At 58.7% G+C, this 20,344-nt stretch carries 14 protein-coding genes and 3 rRNA genes; 2 read left to right on the top strand and 15 right to left on the bottom strand.

What is annotated here, in order from left to right; translation table 11 throughout:
• Window positions 1–23: 23 nt before the first annotated feature.
• The 12 genes from rrf to mrcB form a co-directional block, all read right to left on the bottom strand.
• Window positions 24–139, bottom strand: a 5S ribosomal RNA gene (gene rrf, locus Q9451_RS06355).
• Between the two features lie 136 nt (window positions 140–275).
• Window positions 276–3,168, bottom strand: a 23S ribosomal RNA gene (locus tag Q9451_RS06350).
• 278 nt (window positions 3,169–3,446) lie between these two features.
• Window positions 3,447–4,983: ribosomal RNA gene (locus Q9451_RS06345) — 16S ribosomal RNA — on the bottom strand.
• The 16S, 23S and 5S rRNA genes sit together here, the layout of an rRNA operon.
• Before the next feature lie 500 nt (window positions 4,984–5,483).
• Window positions 5,484–6,095 (bottom strand): protein-methionine-sulfoxide reductase heme-binding subunit MsrQ, encoded by a 612-nt coding sequence (gene msrQ, locus Q9451_RS06340; protein ID WP_012274209.1) that lies wholly within the window; start codon window positions 6,093–6,095, stop codon window positions 5,484–5,486.
• Window positions 6,095–7,108, bottom strand: a complete 1,014-nt coding sequence (gene msrP / locus Q9451_RS06335) for a protein-methionine-sulfoxide reductase catalytic subunit MsrP (RefSeq protein WP_012274210.1) — start codon at window positions 7,106–7,108, stop codon at window positions 6,095–6,097. Before msrP ends, msrQ begins: the two co-directional genes overlap by 1 nt.
• Window positions 7,109–7,187: 79 nt before the next feature.
• Complete coding sequence (gene pssA / locus Q9451_RS06330) at window positions 7,188–8,039, bottom strand: CDP-diacylglycerol--serine O-phosphatidyltransferase (RefSeq protein ID WP_003250045.1); 852 nt, start codon at window positions 8,037–8,039, stop codon at window positions 7,188–7,190.
• A gap of 150 nt (window positions 8,040–8,189) precedes the next feature.
• The gene (gene ilvC / locus Q9451_RS06325; RefSeq protein ID WP_003250043.1) at window positions 8,190–9,206 is read right to left on the bottom strand and encodes a ketol-acid reductoisomerase; all 1,017 of its coding nucleotides are present in this window, start codon (window positions 9,204–9,206) and stop codon (window positions 8,190–8,192) included.
• Window positions 9,207–9,261: 55 nt separating this feature from the next.
• Window positions 9,262–9,753 carry an acetolactate synthase small subunit gene (gene ilvN, locus Q9451_RS06320; protein ID WP_003250040.1) on the bottom strand — a complete coding sequence of 164 codons (492 nt, stop codon included), beginning with the start codon at window positions 9,751–9,753 and terminating at the stop codon, window positions 9,262–9,264.
• A 1-nt stretch (window position 9,754) separates the two neighbouring features.
• Window positions 9,755–11,479, bottom strand: a complete 1,725-nt coding sequence (locus Q9451_RS06315; protein ID WP_012274211.1) for an acetolactate synthase 3 large subunit — start codon at window positions 11,477–11,479, stop codon at window positions 9,755–9,757.
• A gap of 410 nt (window positions 11,480–11,889) precedes the next feature.
• Window positions 11,890–12,222 (bottom strand): YqcC family protein, encoded by a 333-nt coding sequence (locus Q9451_RS06310; protein WP_019099850.1) that lies wholly within the window; start codon window positions 12,220–12,222, stop codon window positions 11,890–11,892.
• Window positions 12,222–13,025 (bottom strand): tetratricopeptide repeat protein, encoded by an 804-nt coding sequence (locus tag Q9451_RS06305; RefSeq protein ID WP_012274213.1) that lies wholly within the window; start codon window positions 13,023–13,025, stop codon window positions 12,222–12,224. The genes Q9451_RS06310 and Q9451_RS06305 overlap by 1 nt, the downstream gene beginning before the upstream one ends.
• Window positions 13,026–13,040: 15 nt before the next feature.
• Window positions 13,041–15,362, bottom strand: a complete 2,322-nt coding sequence (gene mrcB / locus Q9451_RS06300) for a penicillin-binding protein 1B (RefSeq protein WP_012274214.1) — start codon at window positions 15,360–15,362, stop codon at window positions 13,041–13,043.
• Between the two features lie 115 nt (window positions 15,363–15,477).
• Between mrcB and Q9451_RS06295 the strand changes: the two genes are divergently transcribed.
• Together Q9451_RS06295 and Q9451_RS06290 are read left to right on the top strand one after the other, a co-directional pair.
• On the top strand, window positions 15,478–17,040 hold the full coding sequence (locus tag Q9451_RS06295; protein ID WP_012274215.1) for a bifunctional aminoglycoside phosphotransferase/ATP-binding protein: 1,563 nt from the start codon (window positions 15,478–15,480) through the stop codon (window positions 17,038–17,040).
• 176 nt (window positions 17,041–17,216) lie between these two features.
• Window positions 17,217–17,495 carry a TfoX/Sxy family protein gene (locus Q9451_RS06290; protein WP_012274216.1) on the top strand — a complete coding sequence of 93 codons (279 nt, stop codon included), beginning with the start codon at window positions 17,217–17,219 and terminating at the stop codon, window positions 17,493–17,495.
• 181 nt (window positions 17,496–17,676) lie between these two features.
• Here the strand turns inward: Q9451_RS06290 and Q9451_RS06285 are convergent, their stop codons facing one another.
• The 3 genes from Q9451_RS06285 to Q9451_RS06275 are packed head-to-tail and all read right to left on the bottom strand — an operon-like array spanning window position 17,677 to window position 20,324.
• Complete coding sequence (locus Q9451_RS06285) at window positions 17,677–18,561, bottom strand: ChaN family lipoprotein (RefSeq protein WP_012274217.1); 885 nt, start codon at window positions 18,559–18,561, stop codon at window positions 17,677–17,679.
• Between the two features lie 12 nt (window positions 18,562–18,573).
• Complete coding sequence (locus tag Q9451_RS06280) at window positions 18,574–19,341, bottom strand: heme ABC transporter ATP-binding protein (protein WP_012274218.1); 768 nt, start codon at window positions 19,339–19,341, stop codon at window positions 18,574–18,576.
• On the bottom strand, window positions 19,341–20,324 hold the full coding sequence (locus Q9451_RS06275; RefSeq protein ID WP_171577278.1) for an iron ABC transporter permease: 984 nt from the start codon (window positions 20,322–20,324) through the stop codon (window positions 19,341–19,343). Before Q9451_RS06275 ends, Q9451_RS06280 begins: the two co-directional genes overlap by 1 nt.
• Between the last annotated feature and the right edge of the window lie 20 nt (window positions 20,325–20,344).

The following is a 20,344-nucleotide window of genomic DNA, read 5'->3' as shown; positions in this document are numbered from 1 at the left end:
AGATAGGGGTTTTGCGAAATGAATCTTGACGATGACCTACTCTCACATGGGGAAACCCCACACTACCATCGGCGATGCATCGTTTCACTGCTGAGTTCGGGATGGGATCAGGTGGTTCCAATGCTCTATGGTCGTCAAGAAATTCTGTAGCCAGAATGTCCAGATGGACAGCCCAGCGAATTCGGATATGTGATTGTGTGGTTCGTTGCGAACTTTCGGTTCGTATCATCTTCACCACCGCAATTTGGCTGACGCACAAATTGCTTGGGTGTTATATGGTCAAGCCTCACGGGCAATTAGTATTGGTTAGCTCAACGCCTCACAGCGCTTACACACCCAACCTATCAACGTCGTAGTCTTCGACGGCCCTTTAGGGGATTCAAGATCCCAGTGAGATCTCATCTTGAGGCAAGTTTCCCGCTTAGATGCTTTCAGCGGTTATCTCTTCCGAACATAGCTACCCGGCAATGCCACTGGCGTGACAACCGGAACACCAGAGGTTCGTCCACTCCGGTCCTCTCGTACTAGGAGCAGCCCCTCTCAAATCTCAAACGTCCACGGCAGATAGGGACCGAACTGTCTCACGACGTTCTAAACCCAGCTCGCGTACCACTTTAAATGGCGAACAGCCATACCCTTGGGACCGGCTTCAGCCCCAGGATGTGATGAGCCGACATCGAGGTGCCAAACACCGCCGTCGATATGAACTCTTGGGCGGTATCAGCCTGTTATCCCCGGAGTACCTTTTATCCGTTGAGCGATGGCCCTTCCATACAGAACCACCGGATCACTAAGACCTACTTTCGTACCTGCTCGACGTGTGTGTCTCGCAGTCAAGCGCGCTTTTGCCTTTATACTCTACGACCGATTTCCGACCGGTCTGAGCGCACCTTCGTACTCCTCCGTTACTCTTTGGGAGGAGACCGCCCCAGTCAAACTACCCACCATACACTGTCCTCGATCCGGATAACGGACCTGAGTTAGAACCTCAAAGTTGCCAGGGTGGTATTTCAAGGATGGCTCCATGAGAACTGGCGTCCCCACTTCAAAGCCTCCCACCTATCCTACACAAGCAAATTCAAAGTCCAGTGCAAAGCTATAGTAAAGGTTCACGGGGTCTTTCCGTCTAGCCGCGGATACACTGCATCTTCACAGCGATTTCAATTTCACTGAGTCTCGGGTGGAGACAGCGCCGCCATCGTTACGCCATTCGTGCAGGTCGGAACTTACCCGACAAGGAATTTCGCTACCTTAGGACCGTTATAGTTACGGCCGCCGTTTACCGGGGCTTCGATCAAGAGCTTCGCTTGCGCTAACCCCATCAATTAACCTTCCGGCACCGGGCAGGCGTCACACCCTATACGTCCACTTTCGTGTTTGCAGAGTGCTGTGTTTTTAATAAACAGTCGCAGCGGCCTGGTATCTTCGACCGGCATGGGCTTACGGAGCAAGTCCTTCACCCTCGCCGGCGCACCTTCTCCCGAAGTTACGGTGCCATTTTGCCTAGTTCCTTCACCCGAGTTCTCTCAAGCGCCTTGGTATTCTCTACCTAACCACCTGTGTCGGTTTGGGGTACGGTTCCCAGTTATCTGAAGCTTAGGAGCTTTTCTTGGAAGCATGGTATCAACCACTTCGTCGCCTAAAGGCAACTCGTCATCAGCTCTCGGCCTTAGAATCCCGGATTTGCCTAAGATTCCAGCCTACCACCTTAAACCTGGACAACCAACGCCAGGCTGGCCTAACCTTCTCCGTCCCTCCATCGCAATAACTGGAAGTACAGGAATATTAACCTGTTTTCCATCGACTACGCTTTTCAGCCTCGCCTTAGGGACCGACTAACCCTGCGTCGATTAACGTTGCGCAGGAAACCTTGGTCTTTCGGCGTGCGAGTTTTTCACTCGCATTGTCGTTACTCATGTCAGCATTCGCACTTCTGATACCTCCAGCAAGCTTCTCAACTCACCTTCACAGGCTTACAGAACGCTCCTCTACCGCATCACCAAAAGGTGATACCCGTAGCTTCGGTGCATGGTTTGAGCCCCGTTACATCTTCCGCGCAGGCCGACTCGACTAGTGAGCTATTACGCTTTCTTTAAAGGGTGGCTGCTTCTAAGCCAACCTCCTAGCTGTCTAAGCCTTCCCACATCGTTTCCCACTTAACCATGACTTTGGGACCTTAGCTGACGGTCTGGGTTGTTTCCCTTTTCACGACGGACGTTAGCACCCGCCGTGTGTCTCCCATGCTCGGCACTTGTAGGTATTCGGAGTTTGCATCGGTTTGGTAAGTCGGGATGACCCCCTAGCCGAAACAGTGCTCTACCCCCTACAGTGATACATGAGGCGCTACCTAAATAGCTTTCGAGGAGAACCAGCTATCTCCGAGCTTGATTAGCCTTTCACTCCGATCCACAGGTCATCCGCTAACTTTTCAACGGTAGTCGGTTCGGTCCTCCAGTCAGTGTTACCTAACCTTCAACCTGCCCATGGATAGATCGCCCGGTTTCGGGTCTATACCCAGCGACTAAACGCCCTATTAAGACTCGCTTTCGCTACGCCTCCCCTATTCGGTTAAGCTCGCCACTGAATATAAGTCGCTGACCCATTATACAAAAGGTACGCAGTCACCTAACAAAGTAGGCTCCCACTGCTTGTACGCATACGGTTTCAGGTTCTATTTCACTCCCCTCTCCGGGGTTCTTTTCGCCTTTCCCTCACGGTACTGGTTCACTATCGGTCAGTCAGTAGTATTTAGCCTTGGAGGATGGTCCCCCCATATTCAGACAAAGTTTCTCGTGCTCCGTCCTACTCGATTTCATTGATAAGAGATTTTCGTGTACGGGGCTATCACCCACTATGGCCGCACTTTCCAGAGCGTTCCACTAATCTCAAACCAACTTAAGGGCTGGTCCCCGTTCGCTCGCCACTACTAAGGGAATCTCGGTTGATTTCTTTTCCTCAGGGTACTTAGATGTTTCAGTTCCCCTGGTTCGCCTCTTGCACCTATGTATTCAGTACAAGATAACCAGCTTATGCTGGCTGGGTTCCCCCATTCAGAGATCTCTGGATCACAGTCTGTTTGCCGACTCCCCAAAGCTTATCGCAGGCTACCACGTCTTTCATCGCCTCTGACTGCCAAGGCATCCACCGTATGCGCTTCTTCACTTGACCATATAACCCCAAGCAATCTGGTTATACTGTGAAGACGACATTCGCCGAAAATTCGCACGTCGCTCTTTCGAGCAGAACTCACAAATTTTACCTTAGCCTGATTAACCAGCAGTGAAACTGGCCATCAGTCTATTTCTATCACATATCCGAATTTTTAAAGAACGATCTGACAAAAGTCAGAAGTCAACATTCGCAGGGAATGCTCATTTCTGAGTTCTGATCAGCAAATGAATCAAGCAATTCGTGTGGGAGCTCATCAGCAGGCTGATGTCGTCGATTAAGGAGGTGATCCAGCCGCAGGTTCCCCTACGGCTACCTTGTTACGACTTCACCCCAGTCATGAATCACACCGTGGTAACCGTCCTCCCGAAGGTTAGACTAGCTACTTCTGGTGCAACCCACTCCCATGGTGTGACGGGCGGTGTGTACAAGGCCCGGGAACGTATTCACCGCGACATTCTGATTCGCGATTACTAGCGATTCCGACTTCACGCAGTCGAGTTGCAGACTGCGATCCGGACTACGATCGGTTTTGTGAGATTAGCTCCACCTCGCGGCTTGGCAACCCTCTGTACCGACCATTGTAGCACGTGTGTAGCCCAGGCCGTAAGGGCCATGATGACTTGACGTCATCCCCACCTTCCTCCGGTTTGTCACCGGCAGTCTCCTTAGAGTGCCCACCATAACGTGCTGGTAACTAAGGACAAGGGTTGCGCTCGTTACGGGACTTAACCCAACATCTCACGACACGAGCTGACGACAGCCATGCAGCACCTGTGTCAGAGTTCCCGAAGGCACCAATCCATCTCTGGAAAGTTCTCTGCATGTCAAGGCCTGGTAAGGTTCTTCGCGTTGCTTCGAATTAAACCACATGCTCCACCGCTTGTGCGGGCCCCCGTCAATTCATTTGAGTTTTAACCTTGCGGCCGTACTCCCCAGGCGGTCAACTTAATGCGTTAGCTGCGCCACTAAAATCTCAAGGATTCCAACGGCTAGTTGACATCGTTTACGGCGTGGACTACCAGGGTATCTAATCCTGTTTGCTCCCCACGCTTTCGCACCTCAGTGTCAGTATCAGTCCAGGTGGTCGCCTTCGCCACTGGTGTTCCTTCCTATATCTACGCATTTCACCGCTACACAGGAAATTCCACCACCCTCTACCGTACTCTAGCTTGCCAGTTTTGGATGCAGTTCCCAGGTTGAGCCCGGGGCTTTCACATCCAACTTAACAAACCACCTACGCGCGCTTTACGCCCAGTAATTCCGATTAACGCTTGCACCCTCTGTATTACCGCGGCTGCTGGCACAGAGTTAGCCGGTGCTTATTCTGTCGGTAACGTCAAAACAGCAAGGTATTAACTTACTGCCCTTCCTCCCAACTTAAAGTGCTTTACAATCCGAAGACCTTCTTCACACACGCGGCATGGCTGGATCAGGCTTTCGCCCATTGTCCAATATTCCCCACTGCTGCCTCCCGTAGGAGTCTGGACCGTGTCTCAGTTCCAGTGTGACTGATCATCCTCTCAGACCAGTTACGGATCGTCGCCTTGGTGAGCCATTACCCCACCAACTAGCTAATCCGACCTAGGCTCATCTGATAGCGCAAGGCCCGAAGGTCCCCTGCTTTCTCCCGTAGGACGTATGCGGTATTAGCGTTCCTTTCGAAACGTTGTCCCCCACTACCAGGCAGATTCCTAGGCATTACTCACCCGTCCGCCGCTGAATCAAGGAGCAAGCTCCCGTCATCCGCTCGACTTGCATGTGTTAGGCCTGCCGCCAGCGTTCAATCTGAGCCATGATCAAACTCTTCAGTTCAATACTGCTTGGGTTTTTAAGAAACCCTAAACTTGGCTCAGCAATCTCAAATGACTATGTGATTTCTCGCATGGCCACTTGTGATGCTGATAATCTTTTTGACTATCAGTCCGTACTCACAAGCACCCACACGAATTGCTTGATTCAATTTGTTAAAGAGCGTTTGGTTAAGAGCTTTTCGTCTCAACCGAGGCGCGCATTCTACGCTTTCCTCAGAGCCTGTCAAGCGTTTATTTTGAAGTTTTTTGCGAGAAACTCGTTTAGCTTCAAACACTTGGCTCGCTGCGATCTCTCGTAGCGGGAGGCGAATCATACAGCACCAAGAAGCGCTGTCAACCACCATTTCAACCGCTTGCGATCATTCGATCGTAGCCCTTCCAACACCACCTTAACTACTTAACTCATTGAATTTCAAGGAGTTTGTCGTTCCGATGTCGCTGGAAGTGGGGCGCATTATAAGGGGATTCGAAACCCCGTCAACCTTTAATTTCAACAATATTTCAGACTGCCCTGCCTCGCGCACGGGCAACCCTGGGAAGACCACGCGCTACAGCCGGTATACGCAGCACCATCAGCACAGCACCAATAAGCGCGTAGATCGACCACTCCCTCAGATCCGAGCGCACAATCCACAGAAAATGCAGCAACCCCAACCCAAGCACCGCATACACCAACCTGTGCAGCTTCTTCCACCGCGCCCCCAACCGCCGCTGGCTATAGCGGTTCGAGGTAATCGCCAGCACCAGTAACCCAAGGAAGCCCAACGCGCCCACAATGATGTAGGGCCGCTTGCGCAGCTCCACCGCCAACTGCCCCCAATCCAGCCCCAGGATAAAGAACAGGTAGGCCAGGATGTGCAGCACTATATAAGCAAACACCCATAACCCCAGCTGCCGACGCACTACGATCCACCCCGACCACCCCGTCAGCTTCTGCAACGGGGTCATGCACAAGGTCACCAGCAGGAAGGTGAGCGCCCCAAGCCCAAGGCGGTCCATCATGATCTTCCCGGGATCAGGCCCCAGCAGGCTCATCGCTGCCTCATATAACCACCATGCCGGGAACAGGCACCCCACAACGAAGATGGCCAGGCGAAACCAGGGATAGCGCATCAATAGTTCTTCCGCAGATCGAGCCCGGTATACAGCGACGCAACCTCATCAGCGTAGCCATTGAACATTTGCGTCTCCCGCACATTGGGGCTGAACAACCCGCTGGGCAACCGTCGTTCGCGCGCCTGGCTCCAGCGCGGGTGATCGACAGTCGGATTCACATTGGCATAGAAACCATATTCATCCGGCGCCAACCCTTCCCAGGTAGTGCCAGGCTGCTCGGCCACCAGGCTGATACGCACGATCGACTTGATGCTCTTGAAACCATATTTCCATGGCACCACCAACCGCAGCGGCGCGCCGTTCTGGTTGGGCAACTCCCGTCCATACATGCCCACCGCCAGGATAGCCAATGGGTGCATTGCTTCATCCAGACGCAAACCTTCTCTATAGGGCCAGTCGATCAGGGCAAACCCTGAACGCTGCCCCGGCATGTGTTCGGGATCCTTCAAGGTCTCAAAGCGCACATAACGCGCCTTGGAAGTCGGCTCGACCTGCTTGAGCACCTGCGCGAGCGGAAACCCCAGCCAGGGAATGACCATCGACCACGCCTCTACGCAACGCAGACGGTAAATCCGCTCTTCAAGCTGGTAAGGTTTGACGAAGTCTTCCAGTGCATAGCGCCCGGGCTTGCCCACCTCACCATCCACCACAATCGACCACGGCTCGGTCTTAAGGCTGTCGCCATTGGCAGCCGGGTCACCCTTGTCGGGACCGAACTCGTAAAAGTTGTTGTAGTGGGTGGCGTCTTTGAATGGCGTGATCACCTCATTGTTCACCGTCACCGCCTGCCAGCGCGTGGCGGCAAGCTTGTCAGTGAACCAGGCCGGCCCGGTGCCGGCCTGCACATCGGCATAACGCGAAACTTCCGCAGCCCCCACCCCGCCCGGCAGCGCGCCCAGCGCCAAGCCGGCCAATGAGCCACCCAGCAGGGTACGACGGGAAAGATAGAGGCCTTCGGGGGTAATCTCCGACGCCTTGCACTCGGAAGACCTGGGAAGCTTGATGAGCATGGGCGGCTCCATAGCACTGAGTAACGGATGTACCCGTAAGACTATGGAGCCGGAAGGTTATTCCAGCGTTAAGCGATTTTCACGCTTTGCGCCGGCGCGCCTTCAGCAGGAACTGGATCGGCCCCGATGCCGCGTAGGCGAGGAAGATCAGCAGCAGGATGCGTGGCGGGTCGCTGAATACCACGGCAAATACCAGCACCACGGCCAGAATCGCCACGAACGGCACACGCCCTTTGAGGTCCAGCTCCTTGAAGCTGTTGTACTTGATATTACTGACCATCAGCATACCGGCAGCAGCCACCAGCAGCGCCACCAGGAAAGACAGCTTGGACCCCTGGATTCCGTAGTCGCTGAACGCCCATACGGTACCCGCCACCACACCCGCGGCAGCCGGGCTGGCCAAACCGATGAAGTAGCGTTTGTCGGCAGTACCGACCTGGGTGTTGAAGCGCGCCAGGCGCAACGCGGCACCGGCTACATAGATGAAGGCGACCATCCAGCCAACCTTGCCCATGTCACCGAGCGCCCAACCAAAGGCCAGCAAGGCCGGGGCCACACCGAAGGCGACCATGTCAGACAGCGAGTCATACTCGGCACCGAAGGCACTCTGAGTATTGGTCATGCGCGCAACACGGCCGTCCAGGCCATCGAGCACCATGGCCACGAAAATGGCGATGGCGGCAAAGGCGAAGTACTTGCTCGCCTCGCGTGGGTCACCGGCACTCAGGGCACTCTGTGCGCTCATCGAGCTGATGATGGAATAGAAGCCGGCAAACAGGTTGGCGGTGGTGAACAGGTTGGGCAACAGGTAGATGCCGCGGTGGCGCACCTTGCGGCCTTCGGCGTCATGCCCTTCTTCAACGTGCTCATCGACAGGTAGCAGGCTTTCGGCGTCGGAGGGCTTGTTCGGCTCTTCGGGACGTTCGCTCATGGAGGGTACCTTGCAACAGGATGGAAAATGTTCGACACGGGCCCGCGAAACAGGTTCTGACAGCAGGCCAATGGTCTGCTTTATACCAGAAGCGGGCTGCCAGAACGAAAAAACGCGGCCGAAGCCGCGTTTTTCATCTTTCGATAAGACTTAGTTCTTGGTCTTGTCGACGATTTTGTTAGCCGAGATCCAAGGCATCATCGAGCGCAGCTGCTCGCCGATGATTTCGATGCCGTGAGCGGCGTTGTTGCGACGCTTGGCGGTCATCGATGGGTAGTTGGTAGCACCTTCGGAGATGAACATCTTCGCGTACTCGCCGTCCTGGATGCGCTTCAGAGCGTTGCGCATGGCCTTGCGGGATTCTTCGTTGATGACTTCCGGGCCAGTGACGTACTCACCGTATTCGGCGTTGTTGGAGATCGAGTAGTTCATGTTGGCGATGCCGCCTTCGTACATGAGGTCTACGATCAGTTTCAGCTCGTGCAGGCACTCGAAGTAGGCCATTTCTGGCGCGTAGCCAGCTTCGACCAGGGTTTCGAAACCGGCTTTGACCAGTTCGACGGTACCGCCGCACAGAACAGCCTGCTCACCGAACAGGTCGGTTTCGGTCTCGTCCTTGAAGGTGGTTTCGATGATGCCGGTGCGGCCGCCGCCCACGCCCGAAGCGTAGGAGAGTGCGACGTTCTTGGCGTTGCCCGAAGCGTCCTGGTAGATAGCGATCAGGTCAGGGATGCCGCCGCCTTTGACGAACTCGGAGCGAACGGTGTGGCCCGGGGCTTTCGGCGCGATCATGATCACGTCGAGGTCGGCACGCGGAACAACCTGGTTGTAGTGGATCGAGAAGCCGTGGGAGAAGGCCAGGGTAGCGCCCTTCTTGATGTTCGGCTCGATCTCGTTCTTGTACAGAGCGCCCTGGAACTCGTCTGGGGTCAGGATCATGACCAGGTCAGCCGCAGCGACAGCGGTAGCAACGTCAGCAACTTTCAGGCCGTGGGCTTCAGCCTTGGCAACGGTAGCCGAACCTTTACGCAGACCGACGGTAACGTCTACACCGGAGTCCTTCAGGTTGCACGCCTGAGCGTGGCCCTGGGAGCCATAACCGATGATGGCGACTTTCTTGCCCTGGATGATGGAAAGGTCGCAGTCTTTATCGTAGAAAACTTTCATGAAAATACCCCTGGTTATATCTCGGCCCCTGCGGAGCCATCGCTAATTTTTGAATTTAGATGCTGAGCACTTTGTCGCCACGGGCAATGCCGGTAACGCCGCTGCGCACGGTTTCGAGAATCGATGCAGTGCCGATCGCCTGGATGAAGCTGTCCAGTTTGTCGCTGGTACCGCTCAGTTGTACGGTGTACACGCTGGCGGTCACGTCGACGATCTGGCCACGGAAGATATCCGTGGTGCGCTTGATCTCGGCACGCTGGGCACCGGTGGCCTTGACCTTGACCAGCATCAGTTCGCGCTCGATGTGGGCGCTTTCCGACAGGTCGACAAGCTTGACCACTTCGACCAGCTTGTTCAGGTTCTTGGTGATCTGTTCGATCACTTCGTCATGGCCAACGGTGGTCAGCGTCAGACGCGACAGGGTCGGGTCTTCGGTCGGCGCCACGGTCAGGCTTTCAATGTTGTAGTTGCGCTGGGAGAACAGGCCGACCACACGGGACAACGCACCTGGTTCGTTTTCCAGCAGCAGGGAAATGATGTGCCGCATATCAGGTACGCTCCGTCTTGCTCAGCCACATGTCACGCATCGAGCCGTCCTTGATCTGCATCGGATAGACGTGCTCACTGCGGTCAACCGCGATGTCGATGAACACCAGGCGGTCCTTCATCGCAAACGCTTCTTCCAGCTTCGGCTTGAGGTCCTTCAGGCTGGTGATGCGGATGCCCACATGGCCATAGGCCTCGGCCAGCTTGATGAAGTCAGGCAACGACTCGACGTACGAGTGCGAGTGACGACCGTTGTAAGCCATGTCCTGCCACTGGCGGACCATGCCCAACACACCGTTGTTCAGGTTGACGATCTTCACCGGCAGGCCGTACTGCATGCAGGTGGACAGCTCCTGGATGTTCATCTGGATGCTGCCTTCGCCAGTCACGCAGGCCACGTCCTGGTCCGGGAAGTTGAGCTTGACGCCCATCGCCGCCGGGAAGCCGAAGCCCATGGTGCCCAGGCCGCCGGAGTTGATCCAACGGTTTGGCTTGTTGAAGCGGTAGTACTGCGCCGCGAACATCTGGTGCTGGCCCACGTCGGAGGTGACGAAGGCGTCGCCATGGGTCACTTCGCACAGGGTCTCGATGACTTTCTGCGGCTTGATGACATTACCGTCGCCCTTGTCATAGGGGAACATCTCACCATTGCCACGCCATTCGTCGATCTGCTTCCACCAGGCATCCAGCGCCGCCTTGTCGGGCTGCTCGCCGATTTCCTTGAGGATGCCGAGCATTTCGCTGAGCACGCTGTCGACCGGGCCGACGATTGGCACGTCGGCCTTGATCATCTTCGAAATCGACGCTGGGTCGATATCGACATGGATGATCTTGGCATTCGGGCAGAACTTGGCCGGGCCGTTTACCACGCGGTCGTCGAAACGAGCACCCACCGCGAAGATCACGTCGGCATTGTGCATGGCCATGTTGGCGGTGTAGCTACCGTGCATGCCGAGCATGCCGAGGAACTGGCGGTCAGTACCCGGGAAGCCACCCAACCCCATGAGGGTGTTGGTGACCGGCAGGTTCAGCGACTTGGCGATTTCGGTCAGGGCTTCAGAGCCACCACCGAGGATCACGCCGCCGCCGGAGTAGACGATCGGGCGCTTGGCAGCCAGGAGCATCTCGGCAGCCTTGCGGATCTGGCCGGAGTGGCCGCGGACCGCTGGGCTGTAGGAGCGCAGTTTGACCTTTTTCGGGTAGACGTATTCAAACTTCTCAGCCGGGTTGGTCATATCTTTTGGAATGTCGACCACGACTGGACCTGGGCGACCGGATTGCGCCAGGTAGAAAGCCTTTTTCAGAACTTCCGGGATCTCGGTCGGGTTCTTGATCATGAAGCTGTGCTTCACGATCGGCCGCGAGATACCGATCATGTCGGTTTCCTGGAAGGCATCGGTGCCCACCATGGTGCTAGGCACCTGGCCGGACAGGATGACCATCGGAATCGAGTCCATGTAGGCGGTGGCAATGCCGGTGATGGCATTGGTCGCGCCTGGGCCGGAGGTTACCAGCACCACACCGGCCTTGCCGGTGGCGCGGGCGTAGCCGTCCGCCATATGGGTTGCCGCCTGCTCGTGACGAACCAGGATGTGTTCCACTTCCGGTTCTTTGAACAGTGCGTCGTAAACATGCAGGAGAGCACCACCAGGGTACCCGTAGATGTGCTTAACGCCTTCGTCACGCAAGAAGCGGACGACCATCTCAGCGCCAGATAAAAGCTCCACGTTGTTCACCTCTAAAACGCCAGAATACCGTCCCTAGTGGACGGGTCTTAATAGGTTTACTGCCAAGCAGAGCATGAGCGAAAACGTCAGCACTGACTGAGCAAGTATTGGGAGCCCCCCAGAGTGTTGCGGGGATTTCCCACCCAGCGCGAGGTAACGCGTTGCGGGGTGTAACAGGTCGGCGCGGGTGTGCACCTCATGATCTGCTTAGCGGGTCTGCTTCTGGCAGTCCCTCTACAGCGGAAGTTGGATTCTTGTGATTCGGCGCCAACAAGTCAAGAAAAATTATTGCCAATTTTTCCCCAAGATGAATTCCTGCCACCACTAAAAATCGCTTCAGCAGCAGATTTAATAAGATTTCCAAAAAAAAGGGCCACAATCTGCGGCCCTTGACGAAAAAACTGAAGAAATCAGGCGGAAGGAGCGATCAATTGGTCAAAAGCTGCCAACAGACGGCGTAGCTCGCGACTTTGCTCCGGCCGGTCGGTAAACACGGTTTCGGCCATGACCAGGATGCTCGAGGCATTGGGCAGCGGGTGGCCCAACTCGATAATGATCTTCATGCGTGGCAGGAAGATCCATTGCAGCCACTGCTCGAAACTGAGGGTATCGACGGCGAACGGTACTGTGCTGGCCAGTGCCTCGTCGCTTGGTGGCTCGTCGTCCCACCAGCCTTGCACCTGCAGTTCACGCTCGATCAGCAGCAGGTGGTCGGCAATATCCAGAATGCGCTGCTCGATCATCACGAATTGACCCGCGCCTTTTGCCGGGCCAGCGCAGCGCCAGCGCTGTCACCCTGCTTTTCACGGGCCTGGGCGATGGTGTTCCATAGCTCCGCCTGCAGGCTTGGGCGGCCGTTGGCGTAAGTCAGGGCACGGCGCGCCAGTTGCTCGGCCTGCGCGGCATCACCTTGCGAAAGGCGCACCTGGGCCAGGCGGTACAACACTTGCGGCTCACGCGGCGCAATGCGCTGGGCACGCTCCAGGCTCGAGGCGGCACCGTTGAAGTCTCCACTGCCCTGCTGGGTCTTGGCGGTGGTCAGCAGTGCCAGCACCGGCCCGTCCAACTGCTCGTCGGCCGACAGGCCACCGGCAGCAGCGGTGCTACGCGGAATACCGGTTGGCGCGCTGGTGCTTTGCGGGGCGTTGTTCATCGCCGCGATGTCGAACGGCTCGTCGGCAATCGGGTTGGGGTTGGTGGTCATCGGCGCCGAACTGACAGGGCCAGTGCTGATCGGCCCCGGGGTGATCGGCGAGGTGCTGATCGGCGCTGCGCCATTGGCCGCCGGGAACGTCTGGATACCCGAAGCGCCTGCGCCCTGCGGAATCATCACGGTAACGCCGGAATCCTCCGCAAGCGTCTGCGCCTGGGCGGTGCCGGTGCTATAGCCGCCCGCCGAGCGGTTGGCCGTCACGCGTTCGCTGTTGGACACGCGGGTGCTCGAATCGACCACCGGAATATTGCCGCGCGGGACGCTGGAGCACCCCTGGAGCACAGCCAACGCCGTCACGGCAGGAAACAGCCACTTGTTCACGTCACACCTCATCAATGCAGCCTGTGCTTAATTCATCCAGCCCTTGACCCAGTCCATGACCGACTCGGCAGGATTCTCCTCGCCGCCACAGGTCGCGCCGGCGGGCGGTTCACTGCCGCGAATATACGGCATCTGCACTGCTCCCGGACAGCTGCCATCAGACCCACGGCCCGTGTAGGGGTCGATCCAGGCCTGCACCACGTTGTCCGGTTGCGGCATGTCCAGCGGCAGCGGGTCGGCTTTCTTCATGAAGCTGGTCCACACCTGCAGGGCACCGGTGGCGCCGGTAAATGGCGTTTTGCCGTTATCGTCACGCCCCATCCACACCACGGCCAGCAGGTCTTGGCTGAAGCCGGAGAACCAGCTGTCACGCGAATCGTTACTGGTGCCGGTCTTGCCCGCCAGGGTCAGCGAACGTGGCAAGGTGTTGTACACCGAGCGCCCGGTACCTTCGCGCATTACCCGTTGCATGGCGTTCTGCACCAGGTAGATGGCACCCGGGTCGAAGGTTTGCTGGATCTGGAACGGGTAGCGCTTGAGCGGCTCGCCCTCAGCGGTAAGCACACTGCGGATGCCGCGCATCGGGGTGTTGAAGCCGCCGTTGGCGATGGTCTGGTACATGGTCGCGACCTGCATCGGCGACATGCCGCCGGCCCCCAGCAGCATGGCCGGGAACGCTGGCCAGTCGACATTCACCCCCAACCGGCCAATGGTCTTGATCACATTGGGCACACCCACTTCCAGCCCGAGCTTGGCGGTAGACAGGTTGTACGAGTTGGCCAGCCCCTGGTACAGGTAGATGGTGCCATGCGGGCGACGGTCGTAGTTTTGTGGGCGCCAGACCTGGCCGTCGGCGCCCTTGACCGAGAATGGCTCGTCCTGCACCCAGCTGGTGAGGGTGTATTTGCTTGGCTGCTCCAGCGCTGTCAGGTACACGGACGGCTTGACCAGCGAGCCGATCGGCCGCACGGCGTCGATCGCCCGGTTGAAGCCGGCAAAACCTGCCTGACGGCTGCCGATGAGTGCCTGCACTTCACCCGTCTCAGGGTTGGTCACCACCATTGCCGACTCCACTTCGTCGGCACCCTTGCGGCCCGCCAGGCGCTTGAAGGTCTCGCTCATCGAGGTTTCGGCCTTCATCTGCAGGATCGGGTCGAAACTGGTGAAAATGCGCAGACCTTCTTCGGTCAAGTCTTCGTCGCGGTAGTCCTGGCGCAATTGACGCTTGACCAGGTCGAGGAAGGCCGGGAACGAGCTGTCGGCCAGGCTGCCGCGCTTGGTCACACCCAGCGGCATCTTCTTCGCTGCATCGACTTCCGCCTGGCTGGCCACGCCCTGCTCGGCCACCAGGTCGAGCACCAGGTTGCGCCGAGCCAGGGCGCGATCAGGGTAACGCCGCGGGTTGTAGTAGGACGGGCCTTTGACCATGCCCACCAGCAGGGCGATCTGGTGCAGTTTCAGCTCCGACAGTGGTTGGCTGAAGAAGAACTGACTGGCCAGGCCAAAGCCGTGCACGGCACGCTGACCGTCCTGGCCAACGAACACCTCGTTGAGGTACGCCTCGAGGATTTCACGCTTGTCGTAGTGCAGTTCGAGCAGCATCGCCATCATCGCCTCGGTCAGCTTGCGGCTGAGGCTGCGCTCGCTGCTGAGGTAGAAGTTCTTCACCAACTGCTGGGTCAGGGTACTGCCGCCCTGGCGCATCGAGCCGGACGACGTGTTGACCCACATGGCCCGGGCGATGGACTTGGGCGACACACCGTAGTGGCTGTAGAAGTCGCGGTCCTCCGTCGCCACCAGGGTTTCGAGCAGGTATTTGGGGACCTGGTCGATCTTGATCAAGATGCGGTCTTCAAGGTTCTTCGGGTAGATGCCGCCGATCATCAGCGGCTCCAGGCGCACAACGTCAAGCGCCTTGCCATTGGCAGCAGAAAGGCCCGCCACGTAATCCCCTGAGAAACGCACGCGAACGAACTGCGCCGGCTCCATGCCCTCGTAGAACTGGAAGCCACGGGTATTGAGATCGACGGTATTGCCGTTGACCGCCGCCGCCCCTGGGCCGTTGGCCGCGCTTTCGCGTCGGTAGCCGAGTGCATCGAGCTCGGTGAGGAAGTCGTTCTTGCTCAGTTTCTGGCCGGTGAACAACTCCAGCGGCCGGGCATACACCTTGGCCGGGATGGTCCAGCGCTTGCCGGAGAACTTCTCCTGGACGACGGCATCGAGGTAAACCGCGAAGCCGGCAACGATCACCAGGCCTACCAGGCTGAGCTTCAAAGCCCAGCCCAGCCAGGCGCGGGAGCGGCCGGTCGGGCGTTTCTGAGGGGTGCGGGGATTTCGAGTTCGGGTCATGGCGGCGGATTATACGCACTTTATAAAGGCTGGGCAGACGGCCCAGCGGTAGGCAGGGACGGCACCATTGACCATAATGGCGCATTCGAATTCCCTTGCCCCGGAAGGATTTGCCGTGAGCCAAGCTCTTATCACTGCGTTGCAGAACCCAGCCCTGTACCCTCACCCCGTGGATGGGTTCCAGCTCATCGAGACGCATATCTCCTGGGTACTGCTCACCGGCGAGTACGCCTACAAGATCAAGAAACCGATGAACTTTGGCTTCCTTGACTTTACCGGCTTGGACCAGCGCCAGCATTTTTGCAACGAAGAGTTGCGCCTGAACCAGCGCCTGACCGAAGGCTTGTACCTGGAAGTGCTGCCGATCACCGGCAGTGTTGATGCACCGCAGATCGGTGGTAACGGCGAAGCTATCGAATACGCACTGAAGATGCGCCAGTTCCCCCAGGGGCAAATGCTCAGCACCCTGCAGGCCAATGGCGAGCTGAACGCCATGCACATCGACCAAATGGCCCGGCAGATCGCTGAATTCCACCTGCAGACGCCCAAGGTAGCTGCCGAACAGCCCTACGGCTCGCCTGAAAGCGTCATGGCCCCGGTCGAGCAGAACTTCGAGCAGATCCGCCCATTCCTGAGCGACAAGGCCGACCTGCTGCAACTGGACAACCTGCAAGCTTGGGCGCGGAGCAGTTTCGAGCGGCTGCAAGGCCTGTTCGCCTCGCGCAAGGCCAATGGCTTCACCCGCGAGTGCCATGGCGACATCCACCTGGGCAACGCCACCCTGATCAACGGCCAGGTGGTGATCTTCGACTGCATCGAGTTCAACGAACCGTTCCGCATGACCGATGTGTGGGCCGACACCGGCTTCCTCGCCATGGACTTGGAAGATCGCGGCCTCAAGTGCCTGGCACGACGCTTCATCAGCCAATACCTGGAGTTGACCGGCGATTATGAAGGCCTGGAAGTGCTGAACTTCTATAAAGCCTATCGCGCCCTGGTGCGGGCCAAGGTCGCACTGTTCAGCATGCCGGCCAATGCCGATGGCGTGCAACGGGCCACGACTTTGCGCACCTACCGCAACTACGCCAACCTGGCGGAAAGCTACAGCGCCATCCCTTCGCGGCTGCTGGCTATCACCCATGGCGTCTCGGCAGTGGGCAAGAGCCACGTGGCAATGCGCCTGGTCGAAGCCTTGGGCGCCATTCGCGTGCGCTCCGATGTCGAGCGCAAGCGCCTGTTCGGCGAACAGCCACAAGAGAACGCCGGTCAGCTGGCCTCCGGCATTTATGACCAGGGTGCCAGTGCCGCCACTTACCAACGCCTGCATCAAGTCGCAGCAACCATTCTGCGAGCCGGCTTCCCGGTGGTGTTGGATGCCACCTACCTCAAGCATGAACAGCGCCAGGCTGCGGCAGACGTCGCCAGCCAGACCGGCGTACCGTTCCTGATCCTCGACTGCCATGCACCAGAGGCGGTCATCGCCAGCTGGCTGGAGCAGCGTCAGGCCGAAAACAGCGACCCGTCGGATGCCACCCTGGACGTGGTCAAGGCCCAACAGGCCAGCCGTGAAGCACTGGATGCGCAGGAGCTGGTGCAGAGCACCCGGGTCGACACCCAGGACGCTGGCAGCATGGACCAGGTGATCGAACAGGTTCGTCAGCGCTTGCCTGGCCTGTAAGTTCGCCGTTTTCCTTTACCGGCCACTTCGCGGGCAAGCCCGTGTAGCGGCCGGTACAGGTCCTCTCATCGCCCCCGATGGCAAAAGGCCGCGTAATTCTTAACCCCCGCTACACTCCTTTCTGACCTGCTCGCGATTTATCCCCATTCCCCGTTCAGCCATCGCAAGGAGGCTCGATGAACGATGAATTGCAGCACCTGAAGAACCTTGGCAAGACCTCTGCGCAGTGGCTGCATGCCGCCGGCATCCACAGCGCATCGGATCTGCGCCGCCTGGGTGCGGTGGGTGCATACCAGGCCGTGAAGACACGAGGGTTCCGCGCCTCCAAGGTGCTGTTGTACGCCATCGAAGGCGCCCTGCTGGACATGCACTGGAACGATTTGCCGCTCGAACGTAAGGAAGCGCTAAACCAACAACTGGACGCGAAAAGCCCTACGCAAAAAAATCCAAAATAATCCTGGTAAGGGGATTGACTGTTAAATGAGAATCGTTATGATTATCACAACTGGTCGCGAGACTGGTTGGATAAGCTAAGAGCCCCTGGTTCGGACTCTCAGATTATCTCCTCATCAGGCTAATCACGGTTATTGACCCGGCAATTTGCCGGGTCTTTTTTTGCCTGTGATTTCTACAGGGCTACCGCCGCAGCTGCGCGCAGTAATCCTGCTCCGGCATCGCTGCCGTGTACCACACATAATCGGCCTCGCCTGGTGCGACCTGCTCGCCCACCTCAGCCAGCAGCAAAACCTTGCTCTCCCCCGACGCCCCCAGGTCTGCCAGGTGCAAAGGTATGCCCAGGTCCTTGCGCACGTGATAGGCCCCGGCGAACAGCAGCGACGGCTGCGGCGCCGCCAGCAGGCGCTCGGCCATCCGGCGGTCGCGCTGCTGCTGCACGGCCAGCATCGCCGGCAGCTGGCTTTCCGGCAGCATGCCGCAATGCCCGGCGCGCACCTGCTCCAACAGGGCGGCCCTTACCGCCGGTGCATTGGACTTTTCGCCCTGCAGCGGAGCCGGCTGTCGATAGGCCTGGCGCATTTCGCCGGGTGAAATGTTGGCTGCCAGCAAAGGCACCCGCTGCTGCAAGGCTTCGCTGACAATTGGCCCGTACATCTGCCAATCCCAGCCCTCCTGCCAGGCCAGCGCCTTGGGCAGGTCTGCCGGCAAAGGCTGCCCCTGCACCTTGTCGACCAGCGGTTGCTGCTCGGGCTGCAGCATTTCCAGCAACAGGCTGCCTTGCGCACGCTGGCCCTGCAATGCACGCAGCAGCCAAAGCTGAAGCGCGTGATGGTCAGGGTTGTCATGTTTTTCGCCAACCAGCACACGGGGTGCGACAGCAAGGCGCTGCACCAGCTGCCGTGCGCTGATTACCTGGCCATCGGCAAGGTCGATGATGCGCCCCAACTCGGCATGCGTGCGCCCTTCACTGCTCTGCCAAGCGGGCATTGGCGGCAAGCTGGCCTGGCAGCCGCCCAATGACAACATCAGGCAAAACGAAAAACCGGACAGCAGCAGGTGACGCATCGGCAATGCCTCCTAGCGGGCAATGATCAGCGGATGCCCACGCTCCGGGTGCGCCTGCACCAGCACATCGAGACCGTAGACTGCTCTCAACGCCGTTGGCGTCAGCACTTCTTCAGGGGAGGCAAACGCATGGCAGCGCCCCTGCTCCAGCAACAGGATACGGTCACAGTAACGCGCCGCCAGGTTCAGGTCATGCAGGATCACCAGCACAGCAGCACCACTGTCGGCGAAGCGGCGCACGGCTTCCAGGGTTGTGTGCTGATGCAGCGGGTCGAGCATCGAGGTCGGCTCGTCGAGCAGCAATATGCTGCCCTCTTCCCCTGGCCACAGCTGCGCCAGTACGCGGGCCAGGTGCACCCGCTGCCGCTCGCCGCCAGACAACGCCAGGTAACTGCGCGCCACCAGGTGCCAGGCATCTGCCGCCTGCAAGGCTGCCTGGACAATTTCTGCATCACGCCGCTGCCCGGTGCCATGGGGCATACGCCCCATGGCCACCACTTCCTCGACCCGGAACGAGAAACCCAAGCTGGACACTTGCGGCAATACCGCCAGGCGCCTGGCTCGTTCCTGCCCAGCCCAATCGGCCAAAGGTCGCCCTTGCAGCGTCACCCGCCCATGGTCGGGCGCCAGCTCACCGCACAGCACACCCAGCAGGCTGCTCTTGCCGGCACCGTTGGGGCCAAGCACGCCCACTACTTGCCCTGGCTGCAGTTGCAGGTGAATGTCGTGCAGTACCTCATTGCTGCCCCTGCGCAGATACAGGCCCTCTACTTGCAACATCAGCTGCGCCCTCGTATCAGCAGGAACAGAAAGAAAGGCGCACCGATAAATGCCGTGACGATGCCAATCGGCAGCTCGGCAGGCGCCAGCAGCAGGCGCGCTGCCAGGTCGGCGAACAACATCAACACACCGCCGGCCAGCAGCGAGGCCGGCAACACCACGCGGTGATCGGGCCCGGCCAGCAGGCGTACCAGGTGTGGCACGACCAGGCCGATAAAACCGATCAGCCCCGCAGCAGCCACTGCCGCGCCCACGCCCAGCGCGGTGCAGAACACCAGCTCACGCTTGAGCCGCTCCACGTCAACGCCCAGGTGACGCGCCTCTGACTCACCCAACAGCAGGGCATTAAGCGCCTTGGCCCGCCGTGGCAACCACATCGCCACACCGGCCGCCACCAGCAACAATGGCCACAAGCGTTCGTAACTGGCGCCATTGAGGCTGCCCAGGTTCCAGAAGGTCAGTGTGCGCAGGGTGGCGTCGTCGGCCAGGTAAGAAAACAGCCCCACGGCCGCGCCCCCCAGCGCGGTCATGGCCACACCGGCCAATAACATCGTGGCGACGTTGGTCTGGCCATCACGACGGCCCAGACGGTAGACCAGCGCAGTTACTCCAAGCCCCCCGACAAAAGCGCAGAACGACAGCAGATAAGGCGCGAAAGCATCCGGCATGCCACCAAACCAGGCGCCGCCGACAATGGCGACCGCTGCCCCCATCGCTGCCCCGGCTGCAACCCCTACCAGCCCAGGGTCGGCCAACGGGTTGCGGAACAGCCCCTGCATGGCCACCCCGGACAGCGCCAGCACCGCACCCACCGCCAACCCCAGCAGGGTACGCGGCAGGCGGATCTGGCCAAGAATCATCTCGGCCTGCTGCAGGCCATCAGCAGCAATCGGCAGCCCCAACAGGCGCAGGCCGGCGCGCAGGGTGTCGAGCAGCGGCAGGCTGACAGGGCCCAGCGCAAGTGACAGCCAGACGGCCAACAGGCACAGCAGGCTCAGGCTAA

This window comes from Pseudomonas sp. NY8896, assembly GCF_039634505.1.
This window is presented reverse-complemented; position numbering and strand designations above follow the sequence as displayed.